13 protein-coding genes are annotated in these 12362 nt (G+C 64.1%); 8 read left to right on the forward strand and 5 right to left on the reverse strand.

Annotated elements, in window-relative coordinates:
- Positions 1-92: 92 nt before the first annotated feature.
- The 8 genes from SX1_RS01680 (at position 93) to SX1_RS01715 (ending at position 8880) form a co-directional block, all read left to right on the forward strand.
- Positions 93-527, forward strand: a complete 435-nt coding sequence (locus tag SX1_RS01680; RefSeq protein WP_019051650.1) for a CoA-binding protein — start codon at positions 93-95, stop codon at positions 525-527.
- Between the two features lie 38 nt (positions 528-565).
- Positions 566-2833, forward strand: a complete 2268-nt coding sequence (locus SX1_RS01685; RefSeq protein ID WP_019051651.1) for a molybdopterin cofactor-binding domain-containing protein — start codon at positions 566-568, stop codon at positions 2831-2833.
- Positions 2830-3840, forward strand: coding sequence for a ferrochelatase (gene hemH / locus SX1_RS01690; protein WP_019051652.1), 1011 nt, complete (start codon positions 2830-2832; stop codon positions 3838-3840). Before SX1_RS01685 ends, hemH begins: the two co-directional genes overlap by 4 nt.
- 18 nt (positions 3841-3858) lie before the next feature.
- The gene (phbB, locus tag SX1_RS01695) at positions 3859-4581 is read left to right on the forward strand and encodes an acetoacetyl-CoA reductase (protein WP_026149401.1); all 723 of its coding nucleotides are present in this window, start codon (positions 3859-3861) and stop codon (positions 4579-4581) included.
- Positions 4581-4880 (forward strand): ribbon-helix-helix domain-containing protein, encoded by a 300-nt coding sequence (locus SX1_RS01700; RefSeq protein ID WP_019051654.1) that lies wholly within the window; start codon positions 4581-4583, stop codon positions 4878-4880. The genes phbB and SX1_RS01700 overlap by 1 nt, the downstream gene beginning before the upstream one ends.
- A gap of 61 nt (positions 4881-4941) precedes the next feature.
- Complete coding sequence (locus SX1_RS01705) at positions 4942-7239, forward strand: TonB-dependent receptor (protein WP_026149402.1); 2298 nt, start codon at positions 4942-4944, stop codon at positions 7237-7239.
- A gap of 171 nt (positions 7240-7410) precedes the next feature.
- The gene (locus SX1_RS01710; RefSeq protein WP_019051656.1) at positions 7411-8181 is read left to right on the forward strand and encodes an energy transducer TonB; all 771 of its coding nucleotides are present in this window, start codon (positions 7411-7413) and stop codon (positions 8179-8181) included.
- Between the two features lie 15 nt (positions 8182-8196).
- Positions 8197-8880, forward strand: coding sequence for a Fe2+-dependent dioxygenase (locus SX1_RS01715; protein ID WP_019051657.1), 684 nt, complete (start codon positions 8197-8199; stop codon positions 8878-8880).
- A gap of 3 nt (positions 8881-8883) precedes the next feature.
- Here SX1_RS01715 and SX1_RS01720 read toward each other — a convergent pair whose 3' ends face one another.
- The 5 genes from SX1_RS01720 to SX1_RS01740 form a co-directional block, all read right to left on the reverse strand.
- Positions 8884-9207: a hypothetical protein gene (locus tag SX1_RS01720; protein WP_017182630.1), complete on the reverse strand. Its 324-nt coding sequence runs from the start codon at positions 9205-9207 to the stop codon at positions 8884-8886.
- A gap of 27 nt (positions 9208-9234) precedes the next feature.
- The gene (locus tag SX1_RS01725) at positions 9235-10104 is read right to left on the reverse strand and encodes an FAD:protein FMN transferase (protein WP_019051658.1); all 870 of its coding nucleotides are present in this window, start codon (positions 10102-10104) and stop codon (positions 9235-9237) included.
- Between the two features lie 98 nt (positions 10105-10202).
- Complete coding sequence (locus tag SX1_RS01730; protein WP_026149403.1) at positions 10203-11075, reverse strand: DUF4198 domain-containing protein; 873 nt, start codon at positions 11073-11075, stop codon at positions 10203-10205.
- A gap of 11 nt (positions 11076-11086) precedes the next feature.
- On the reverse strand, positions 11087-11611 hold the full coding sequence (locus SX1_RS01735; RefSeq protein ID WP_019051660.1) for a DUF2271 domain-containing protein: 525 nt from the start codon (positions 11609-11611) through the stop codon (positions 11087-11089).
- 11 nt (positions 11612-11622) lie between these two features.
- Positions 11623-12312 carry a PepSY-associated TM helix domain-containing protein gene (locus SX1_RS01740; RefSeq protein WP_019051661.1) on the reverse strand — a complete coding sequence of 230 codons (690 nt, stop codon included), beginning with the start codon at positions 12310-12312 and terminating at the stop codon, positions 11623-11625.
- Positions 12313-12362 lie beyond the last annotated feature (50 nt).

Here is a 12362-nt window from a genome sequence, read left to right on the forward strand (position 1 = left end):
TGCCGGGAAATATGCGAAGTTAAGCGATAATCCTCCGTCGCCGGGAACGCCCCTGCCGCCTGCTTCGTCATAGCTGCAAAGGAGAAATAGCCATGCCGCTGACCGCCCCTCAGGATATTGCCGACCTGCTCAACGCAACCCGCACCATCGCCCTGGTCGGCATATCCGACCGGCCCGACCGCGCCAGCAATCATGTCATGCAAGTCCTTCAGGACCATGGCTATCGCGTCCTGCCGGTCAACCCGCAGATTGCGGGCGAGCATGTCCATGGCGAATTTGTCTGGGCGCGCCTCTCGGACATCGGCGTGCCGATCGACATGGTCGACATCTTCCGCAACAGCGCCGCAGCGGGCGAGGTGGTGGACGAAGCGATAGCGGCTGGCGCCAAGGCGGTCTGGATGCAGCTGGGCGTCATCAACGAGGCCGCCGCCGCCCGCGCCGAAGCCGCTGGGCTGAAGGTCGTGATGGACCATTGCCCGGCGATCGAAATCCCGCGCCTGGGCATCGCGCCGATCCCCGCGGAATAACGCTTTCCAGCCTGCGCTGCCCTCTCTATCAGGCGGCTATGGCGCGCTTTCCGCGAAAGAAAACAGGCCCGACCAAGGGCATTGACCGGCGCACGCTGCTGGTCGGCGGCGGCGCGGCGGCCGGGCTGCTCATCGCCTGGGCCGCCTGGCCGCGCCGCTATGCCCCCAACCTCAATGCCGCGCCCGGCGAAACGATCATCAATGCCTTCCTGAAGATCGATCGGTCGGGCCAGATCATCGTCATCGTGCCGCAGACCGAAACGGGGCAGGGCGTCACCACCCTCCTGCCCCAGATCGTCGCGGACGAACTGGGCGCGGACTGGCGCACCGTCGCGGTGCAAAGCGCGCCGGTCAGCCCGCTCTACGCCAACAGCCTGCTGGCCCGCGAATGGCTGGCGAATGACTGGACCCGGTTGCTGGGCGATGCGGGGGATTGGGCGCTGGGCCAATATGCCACCCGCAACGCGCTGATGCTGACGGGCGGCGGCACCTCCGTCCCGATGTTCCATGACGCCTGCCGCGACGCCGGGGCCGCTGCCCGCATCCTGTTGTGCAAGGCTGCAGCGGCGAACTGGGACATCCCCTGGGAAAGCTGCGACATCCAGAACGGCCTCATATCCGATGGCGGCGCCCGGCGGATGAAGATCGGCGATGTGGTCGAACAGGCGGTCGGCTTCGACCTGCCCGCCATCCTGCCGCTGCGGCAGGGGCAGGACGGGCGGCTGTCGGGACAGGATCTGCCCCGGCTCGATACCCCGTCAAAGATTGACGGCAGCCATAATTTCGCCGCCGACATCCGCCTGCCGGACATGGTCTATGCCTCGATCCGGCAAGGGCCGATCGGCGACGCGATCCTTGCCGGGCTGGACGAACGGTCCGCCAGCGGCGTCACCGGCTTTATCAAGCTCATCCGTCAGGATCGCTGGCTGGCCGCCGTCGCCACCAACTGGTGGGCGGCGAACAAGGCGCTCGATCTGGCCGATCCCATATTCACCCTGCGCGGCACGCCGGTCAGCAGCGCGACCATCGACGACGCGCTGGAGGCCGCCTTTTCCAGCGCATCGGGCCGCCGCCTCTATGCGCAGGGCGACCTGCTAACGGTGTTCGAAGGCGCGACGATCCTGGCCAGCGAATATCAGGTCGACGCCGGACTGCACCTCGCCCTCGAACCGCTCTGCGCCACCGCTCGTGTCAGCGACGACGGCGCGGAAGTCTGGCTGGCGACCCAGGCGCCCGGCCTTGCCCGTGCCGCCATCGCCGATGCGCTGGGCCTGCCCGAAACCGCCGTCGCCCTCTATCCGCTCCATGCCGGCGGCAGCTTCGGGCGCAAGATGGATTGGGACGCCGGGGTACAGGCAGCCCTGATCGCCCGCGATTTGGGTCGCCCGGTACAACTGCTCTGGTCGCGGCTGGAAGATGTGATTCAGGATCGCCCCGCTGCGCCAGCCCATGCCCGCATGGCGGCAAAGCTTGGCCGCAACGGCGCGATAGAAGGCTGGCTGGCCAAGGTTGCGGCCCCCTGCGCCATGACGCAGACCTGGGCACGCATTTCCGACGGCGCGCCGCCGCACGAAGCGGCCGCTGCATCGGCGGACAAGGCCAGCCGTCTGGCTGTCGCGGGCATGGTGCCGCCCTATGCCATCCCCAACTGGGCGGTAGATCATTATCCTTGCGATGTCGGCCTTCCGCTCGGCTTCACCCGCAGCAACGCGCATCTGCACAGCGCCTTCTTCACCGAAAGCTTCGTGGACGAACTCGCCCATCTGGCGGGGATGGAGGCTATGTCCTTCCGCATCCAGATGCTGGGCGGCAACCCGCGCCTCGCCCATTGCCTTTCCACCGCCGCGGCCATGGGCGGATGGCAGGGCGGCATAGCGGGCAGCGGGCAGGGGATCGCCACCCATATGATGAACGGTGCCTATGCCGCCGTGATGGTGGAGGCCGCCGTGCGCGGCAACCGGCTGAGCGTGGGCCGCATCATCGCCGCCGTCGATGTCGGTGATCAGGTCAATCCCGACATTGCCCGGCAACAGATAGAAGGCGGGCTGATCTATGGCCTTGCCTATGCCATGGGCGCATCCGTCCCCTATGAACGGGGCCTGCCGACCCGCGCGATACTGGGCCGCATGAACCTGCCGCGCCTTTCCGACATTGGCGAGGTGACGGTGGAACTGATCCGCAGCACCGCGCCGCCCGCTGGCGTGACGGATCTTGCCGCGCCGCTGGTCGCGCCTGCCATCGCCAACGCCCTGTACACATGGACAGGTCAGCGTTTGCGCAGCCTGCCGCTACTGGGAACGACATGACCCTGCCACCGGACCATCCCGCCATCCCCGCGCCCAAAGTCGGCGTCCTTCTCATCAATCTCGGCACGCCCGACGCCCCCGACGCGAAATCGGTGCGGCGCTATCTCGCCCAATTCCTGTCCGATCGCCGCGTGGTGGAAATCCCGCCCTTGATCTGGCAACCGATTTTGCGCGGCGTCATCCTCACGACCCGGCCCAAAAAATCCGCCCATGCCTACAGCCAGGTCTGGACCGATCAGGGATCGCCGCTCGCCTTTCACACCCGCGATACTGCCCATGCGATGCAGGCGGCGATGGGGGAGGGCGTGGTCGTCGACTGGGCGATGCGCTACGGCAATCCGTCGATCGCCTCGCGCCTCGCCGCCATGAAATCGGCCGGATGCGATCGCATTCTGCTCGCCCCGCTCTACCCGCAATATAGCGGCGCGACCACCGCGACTGCCAACGACGCCGCCTTTGCCGCGCTCCGGGCCATGCGCTGGCAACCGGCCATCCGCACCCTGCCGCCCTATCATGACGACCCGGCCTATATCGCCGCACTCAAAATCTCGATCGAAGACAGCATCGCAAAACTCGACTTCACCCCCGACGCCTTGCTCGCCAGCTTCCATGGCATGCCCGAACGCACCCTGCATCTGGGCGATCCCTATCATTGCCAGTCGGTCAAGACCGTCCGCCTGCTGCGCGAAGCCCTTTCGCTGCCGGTGCATATGAGCTTTCAGTCGCGTTTCGGGCGGGCCAAATGGCTGGAGCCGGAGACCGAATCCACCCTCGCCAAATTGGTACAAGAAGGTGTCCGAAACATTGCTGTGGCAACACCGGGATTTTCGGCAGATTGCCTTGAAACTCTAGAGGAAATCGCCCTGCGCGCGAAAGAGGTTTTTTTGTCCGTAGGGGGTGAAAATTTTGCCTATTTGCCCTGTCTAAACGCGTCTGCCGCGGCTATCACTTTGTATCAGAGGCTGTTGGGCCGTGAGCTTTCGGGCTGGATAAACCAGGCCGGTTAAGTAGGGAAGGATGCGCATATGTCGAGAGTAGCGATCGTGACGGGCGGGACACGCGGCATTGGCGAGGCGATCAGCCTGGCGCTGCGTGACATGGGCTATACTGTGGCCGCCAATTATGCCGGCAATGAAGCCAAGGCGCAGGCCTTTACCGAAGCCACCGGCATCGCAGCCTTCAAATGGGATGTCGGCGATCACCAGGCCTGCCTGGATGGCTGCGCAGCGGTGACTGATGCACTTGGGCCGATCGATATCGTCGTCAACAATGCAGGCATCACCCGCGACGGCGTGCTGGCCAAGATGAGCTTTGACGACTGGAATGAAGTCATGCGCATCAATCTGGGCGGTTGCTTCAACATGGCCAAGGCGACCTTTGCCGGCATGCGCGAACGCGGCTGGGGGCGGATCGTCAATATCGGGTCGATCAACGGGCAGGCGGGCCAATATGGCCAGGTCAATTATGCCGCCGCCAAATCGGGCATCCACGGTTTTACCAAGGCGCTGGCGCAGGAAGGGGCGAAAGTCGGCGTGACCGTCAACGCCATTGCGCCGGGCTATATCGACACGGACATGGTTGCCGCGGTGCCCCCTGCCGTGCTGGAAAAGATCGTGGCGAAGATCCCGGTCGGGCGTTTGGGCCAGGCGCATGAAATCGCGCGCGGCGCCGCCTTCTTCTGCAGTGAGGATGGCGGCTTTGTGACCGGCAGCACGCTGTCGATCAATGGCGGCCAGCACATGTATTGATGATGACGGGCGACGCCTTGGACGGGCCGGATGATGGTCCCTTGGCGTCGCCCTTTGCCCCGCCGGTCAAGCGCAGCGTGACCATTGCGGGGCACCAGACCGCGATCAGTCTGGAACCCATATTCTGGGACGCCTTGCGCGATCACGCGCAGCGTGACGGCCTGCCGCTCAACGCCCTTATCGCCCGCATAGACCTGGCCCGCATGGGCGCGCCTGATCCGCCCAATCTGGCGAGCGCGATCCGCTGCTGGCTGTTCGCGCGGGCGGGTTGCGACAAAGATAATAATTATTCGCAATAGCGTTGACTCTGAGAAAGGTTCGCAATAGCAGCATCCCAACTTCAAAGGGGATTTGCTGCATATGTCCAACTCACTGTCACGCTCGTCCTTCCTGGCTCTCGGCTGCGTCAGCGCCATGGCTTTCGCGACCGGCGCCCACGCCCAGGAGGCGCCTGCGCCAAAGCTGGGCGGCATGACCGTCACCGACACGGCGATCGATGAATCCCAGGTCAAGGTCGAAAACGCGGAATCACCCAAATATGTCCGCCCGCTGCTGGACACGCCCCAGACGATCACGGTGATCGGCAACCAGACAATCCAGAAGCAAAATCTGCTGACGCTGCGCGACGTTCTGTCCACCATTCCGGGCATCACCTTTGGCGCGGGCGAAGGTGGCGGCGGCTATGGCGACAGCATCAACCTGCGTGGTCAGAGCGCCAACACGGACATCAGCATCGATGGCGTCCGCGACAGCGCGCAATATAGCCGTACGGATCCCTTCAACGTCGAACAGATCGAAGTCACCAACGGCTCCAACTCCGTATTCGGCGGTTCCGGTGCGATCGGCGGCAATATCAACATCGTGACCAAGCGGCCCAAGGGCTATGACGAAACGCTGGTTCAGGCAGGCGTCGGCACGTCCGACTATTATCGCGCGACCATCGACAGCAATGTCCGCGCGTCCGATTTCATCGCCGTGCGCCTGAACGCCATGTATCATGAAAACGACGTGCCGGCCCGCAATGTCGATCGCTACAAGCGCTGGGGCGTCGCGCCGTCGGTCAAGCTTGGCGTCGATGGCCCGACCTCGCTGACGTTGCTCTACACGCATCAGGAAGACAAGAATACGCCGCTCTACGGCGTGCCCTATTACAAGAACGCGCTCTATGACGGCATCCTCCCCGGCGCGCGCTATAGCGGCTATTATGGCTATAAGAATCTGGATCGTCAGGATCAGACGATTAATCAGGCGACCGCCATCTTCGACCATCGTTTCAGTGATCTCCTGGCCGTTCGCAACCTGTCGCGCTGGCAGCGGGTCGAACAGAAGCTGATCGTCAATCCGCCGCAGGGCACCTATTGCCTTGCCAACGGCCAGACCCAGACCGGCGTGGCCTGCGCGGCGGGACAGGTGCCCGGCACCTATTATCCCAGCGGCCCGCGCGGTGGTTTCCGCAACTCCGTCAACGACACGCTCTATAACCAGCTCGATCTGACCTTCACCATTCCCGGCGGCCATTCGCTCGTGCTCGGCACCTCGATGCTGCAGGAAGATTATGCGCTGGATAACGGCAACGTCCTGCGCAATGCTGGCGGCGCTCTGCCCAACCCGGTGCTGGACCCGATCAGCATCAGCAATCCGAACGCCATCTATACCGGCCCGGTCAACGCGATCCGTTCCGGTCATCAGGATGGCGACCTGTTCAACATCGCGGCCTATGCTTTCGCCGCGGTCAAGATCGTCGATCAGTTCGAACTCAACGGCGGCGTCCGCTACGAACATAATCGCGCCCGCTTCCGTGCGGACACGATTGCCACACCGGCAGCAGGTGGCGCCTATACCACTGGCCGGTCGCAGAACGCGACCGACAATCTCTTCTCCTACCGTATCGGGCTGGTCTACAAACCAGCGGAAAATGCCAGCCTTTACGTCGCTTACGGGAACAGCAAGAACCCCACGGCCACGACCGTCCGTGCTGGCTGCGGGCTGGCGGCGGAGGCCAACCTGTTCAACGATCCATGCGAGGCAAAGCCCGAACAGGCCGTCAATTACGAGGTCGGCGGCAAGATCGACCTGTTCGATGCCAAGCTGCAACTGACCGCTGCGGTGTTCCGCAACGAACGGACCAATTACCGCGTCGCCAGCAACGATCCGCTGATCGGGAACCTGCCGGTCAACGACGGCCGCAACCGGGTGAACGGCATCACCTTGGGCGCAACCGGGAACATCACCGACGCCTGGACGATCTTCGCCAACTACACCTATCTCGACACCAAGGTGATCCAGAGCATTTCGGACTATCAGAAATCGCAGGGCGTGGCGGATACCCAAGCGGGTAATCCGATGACCAACAATCCAAAACATTCGGGCAGCCTGTTCACCACCTATACGCTGCCCTTCGGCCTCGAACTGGGTTATGGCCTGACCTATCAGGGCAGCTGGTATCTCTCGAACATCACTGGCGCGACGATGTACAAGTCGGACGATTATCTGGTCCATCGCGCGATGTTGTCCTACCCCATCACGGAAAAGCTGAGCGCGCAGCTCAATGTCCAGAACTTCACCAACGAAAAATATTATACCAGCATCCGCAACAATGGCTGGGCCAATCCCGGCGAAGGCCGTTCGTGGGTGCTGACGCTGGGTTATAAATTGTAAACTCCGTTCCCCCGGCATTTGTCCCTTGCCGGGGGCGAGCGGACGGGCGGCGATACACTCCATCCTCCTCGGGTCGCCGCCCGTTCGCCAATAAGTAAATAACGCAATTGATTCGCATTATGGTTCGCGTTATCGAGACGGGCATCGGATCAAGGGAAGGAAGGCGCTGCCATGCTCCATGCTGCAAGTCGGCCAGCCGACGATTTCCCGACCGACCTGTCGCATGATTTTGATCGCCCGTCCGCCATCGGCCTTGCCCGATCGCAGCCGGAGGAACGGCCTGCGCCCGGTCGCTATGGTGCAGGTTCGCGCCCCAATATTCCGGTCATCGCGGCCATCCTGATCTTCCATGTCCTGCTGATCGCCGCGCTGGTCCAGGTTCGCAGCCATGTCCAGCGGATGCAGGAAGCGAAGCTGACGGTGGTCAATCTTTCGCCACCCCCGCCGCCGCCGTCGGCCGAAACGCCACCACCGCCGCCTTCGACTCCGGAAATCGTGGCGCCGCCACCGATCGTTCAGACGCCGGTGCCGCCGGTCCAGACTGTGCAGACCACGCCCGATCCGGTGCCGGTGCCCACGCCCCAACGCGCTGTCGTGGCCGTGCCCACTCCATCACCGGCTGCCGTTTCGCCAGCCCCGCCCAGCCTGATCCAGGGCGGTGACCTGAGCGCCCAGATGATCGCGGGCAAACCGCCGCGCTATCCGATCGAAAGCCGTCGCAAGCGGGAGCAAGGGACGGTCGTGCTGACCCTGACACTTGGGATCGACGGCGCGGTCGACAGCATCGCCGTATCGCAGAGCAGCGGCTTTGCCCGACTGGACGAAGCGGCGCGCGACGCGGTGCGCAAATGGCGCTGGTCGCCGGTCGTCCGCAACGGTCAACCGATGCGGGTCAAGGGCGTGGTCGAAATTCCCTTCGTCCTGCGCAGCGACGCAGCCTGAAACGCGACCCCAGTCATGCTCATAGCCATCCCCGACCTGATCGACGCCGCTGGTGTCGCCGCGATCCGCGCCCTGATCGACGGCGCGGAATGGGTGGACGGTAACGTTACGTCCGGCCCGCAATCCGCTTTGGCCAAGCATAACCTGCAATTGCCGGAAGACGCGCCCGCCGCCAGGCAGGCCGGACAGATGGTACTCGACGCGCTGGGCCGATCGCCCCTGTTCATCGCTGCCGCGCTGCCGCTCAAGATTTTCCCGCCCTTGTTCAACAGCTATGCGGGCGGGCAGGCGTTCGGCGTCCATGTCGACAATGCGGTGCGCATTCAGGCCGGGACCGGCTTTCGCGTCCGGTCCGACCTGTCGATGACTGTCTTTCTGGAAGAGCCGGACGCCTATGATGGCGGCGAACTGACGATCGAAACCAATTTCGGGGTGCAGAGCGTCAAGCTGCCTGCGGGCCACGCCGTCCTCTATCCTTCATCGTCGCTGCACCGGGTCGAGCCGGTCACGCGCGGGCGGCGCGTGGCCAGCTTCTTCTGGCTCCAGTCGATGATCCGTGACGATGCCGCTCGTCAAATCCTGTTCGATCTGGACCGCAGCGTACAGGAACTGGGCGGGACGCTTGGGCAGGAGCATGGGGAGGTGATCCGCCTGACCGGCGTTTATCACAATCTGTTGCGCTGCTGGGCCGAAAGCTGACGCTTAATTGCCGTCCGCGTCGACGGTGAATATCATCGGCTTGCCGCGCGATGCAGGCTCCCATCCCGCCAGCAAGGCTGCACGGATGCCCCTGGTGACAATGGCGTCGTTGATCTGGAGGCGGCCGCGCTGCAAGCCTTTGAGCAGGCGTTTGGGCGGCGGAAATTCCAGCACCGCGCCGCGCTGGCAATCCTGCTGTGACAGGGCGATGGTCATGCCCTTCCAGCCCTCGGCATCGCTCCATTGCGGCTCGCGCCGGAGTTCCCATTCATATATGTCGCCATCGACGGAGACGGTTCCGGAAAGATTGTGCATGGGCGTCCGCATAGCAGCCTTGGCGTCAGGCACCACCCTTCATTCCAGCATCCCGGCGAGCGCGGGGGTCATATATTCCTGCGCGCCATCGTCTGTCCGCAGCACCAGCCGGGCGGGCAGGGCGTGGCGCGTGGCCAACGCCATGCCCTGCGCCGGGCCCATGACGGTGATCGTAGTGGCCCATGCGTCCGCCAGCATCGCATGCTCATGCAATACCGTAACGGATGCCACCTTCTGCGGGATCGGGGCGCCACGCGCCGGGTCGATACTGTGCGACAGGCGCGCATCGCCTTCCATGCGGAAGCGGCGATAGTCGCCCGATGTCGCGACCGAGAGGCCACATAGCGCGATGCGCAGCACGGGTATCGCCAGACCCGGCGGAGGCTCCACATCGACCCACCAGGGCTGCATGTCGGGCTTCACACCGTCGCCGCGCAACTCGCCGCCGATTTCGATGAGGAAATTGGTAACCCCCAATGCCCGCAACCCAGCCGCCATGGCATCGACCGCAAAACCCTTGGCAATGCCGGAAAAATCAAGCGCGACATGGGCGATCCGGCGGGCCTTGTCGCCATCCAGTTCGATCGCCTGCCATGGTGCGCTGTCGATCAAGGGGGCGGGGCGCGGCAGGGCCGCAGGACCAAAGCCCCATTGATCAACCAGCGCGCCGATCGCCGGGTCGAAGGCGCCGTTCGACAGCCGCGCCATGTCCAGCCCGGCCCGCAGCACCGTCAGCATGTCCGGCGGCAGGGTCATCCAATCGCCCACCGGCGTTCGGTTGAACCGGCTGATCGCGGAGTCTGCCTCCCAATTGCTCATCTGGTCGATGATGCGGGCCAGACCATCCTCGATCGCGGCCTGGCAATTGGCGGGCGGATCGACCAGCATGGCGGACCAGCTGGTCCCCATGGTCGGTCCGCCCAACGTCACGATACGGCCCGCCCGCGCTCGCCCGGCAAACTGGTCGGGCGACAGTTCGGGCGGGATCGCGATTCGGACTGCGTGGGTCAGGGCGCCAGCACTTCCAGCGTGCTGACATAGGATGCCCGCCGCTGCGGCGGACCGGCGGGGCGCGCAGGCGCAGGCGATGCACCCGGTGCGCCGGCACCAGGGCCGCCGGGGCCACCACCTTCGCGCCCGCCACCGACACTGGCGTTCAGCCAGTACATGCCCGGCTGCGGCCATGTGATCGCGACCTTGCCATCCTGATCGGCGATCAGGTCCATCTGGCCCAGCGCATCGCGATAACGGATGCCGCCGGGGATAACGGTGACCTTCAGGCCTGCCGCCGGCTTGCCGTCGAGCAGAAACTGGAAGCTGGCGGTTTCGCCCGACACCAGATCGTTGGGATGGGTCACGGGCACCAGTTCGATGCCCGATCCGGTCGGCTTGAACACCCCGGTGGTGGGCGCGCCCAGCGTCACGAATATCTCGTTGCGATTGGACGCTTCAGCGACCTGCACGTCGGTCGCGCCTGCCGGAATGACACTGGCCAGCTTGTCCTTGGTCGTGCCGCGCGGCAGCCGTTCCTGCTTGCCGTTCAGCCTGTAGCTGCCCATCATATTGGTCGACACGCTGCCGATGCGGTAGGTGCCCGGCTGGGTCAGATGCACGTCGAAGGTCGACCGATATTTGCCGGTGGCGGCATTTTCGATCTTCCCGATGCTGCCGTCCGGCTGGGTCACGACGATGCCGTCGGTCCGCATCGGCACATGCTCGAAATAGAAGAGATCGTTGGACACGGCAGCATCGACCGTCACCCAGCTTTCGCTGCCCGACAGGGTGGTCGAGGATGGCATCATCCACTGGCGGTGCGCCTGCGCCGCGGCGGGGAGCATAAGGGCGGCCAATGCGCCCGCGATCATCAGTCTGGCTTTCATCATCTTATCCCCTATTTGCCGAAATTCAGGGCGACGGTGCCCAGTTCCGCATTGCCCTGCGCCTTGACGGTGCTGCCGGGCTTTGGCGGCCAGGCGAAGGGCAGGCGGACGACTTCGCGGCCACCCACTTCGCGTGCCGCTTCCACGATCAGCGTGTAATTGCCGGGGCTGAGCGCGCCGAGCGGACCCTTGCCCGCGACAAAAGCGATCTTGTTGTCGCCGGGCGCGCGGGTTGCGCCGGTCACGCCATCAGCCGGAAAGCTCATCGTTCGCCCCGAAGCGCGCCACCATTGCCGCACGTCGCGCAGCCATTTGGTGCCTTCCCCCTTTTTCATGTCATAATCATACCAGACCGACAGGGTGCGCGGCGTCGCCCCCTGTTTTTCGATCCAGATCGCGACATAGGGGCGGTGATATTCGGCCACCGACAGGCGCGGTATGCCGACCGAGAGGTTCAGCGTCTGCGCGGTGGCTGGCGCTGCAATCGTGCCCAGTGCGGCGGTGCCGGTCAGCAGCAGGCGATGGCTGATCTGCATGAAAATTCCCCTTAATGGATGAAGATGATGGCAAGCACTGCCGGCAGGGCCAGGCCAATGGCGACGAGCGGCCAGGTGCTGGGGCGCTTCTTCGCGTGCAACTGGAGCAGCAGAAGTCCGGTCAGCGCGAACAGGAAACAGGCGACCGAGAAAATGTCGATAAACCATTTCCACACCGTGCCGGTATTGCGGCCCTTGTGCAGATCATTGAGATAGCTGACCCAGCCCCGGCTGGTCGCTTCGCTGGTCATCGTCCCATCGTTCCGGTCGATCGAGACCCATCCATCGCCGCCGGGGCGGGGCAGCGCGAGATAGATTTCGTCGGCGGACCATTCCGCCTCGCCACCGCCGCGCTGCCCGGTCGTCTTTGCAACCCAGGCCGCAACCGGCGCAGGCAGCGGCTTTTTGGCATCGGGCGCATCGTCTGGCGCGATCAGCTTGCGCAGATCGGTGGGCAAAGTCGCACTTTTCTCGATCGTCTGGGGCGATCCTTCGACATCGGCGGCATGGTTGAGCGTGATGCCGGTGAAAGCGAAAAGCAGCAGCCCGACCAGGCTGATCGCCGAACTGATCCAGTGCCAGCTATGCAGCTGCTTGAGCCAGAAGGATTTGGCGGACTTCTTCTTCTGCTGCTGCTTAAGGCGGGCGGTTCCGTGCATCGAATGGGTGACTGGTCCTGCGAGGATGGATGTCGACCGCATACCGCGAACGATTCGCAATTGCAAATGAGTCGCAGGAAGAATTTTGTATC

The organism is Sphingobium xenophagum NBRC 107872 (genome assembly GCF_000367345.1).
GTDB lineage: Bacteria > Pseudomonadota > Alphaproteobacteria > Sphingomonadales > Sphingomonadaceae > Sphingobium > Sphingobium xenophagum.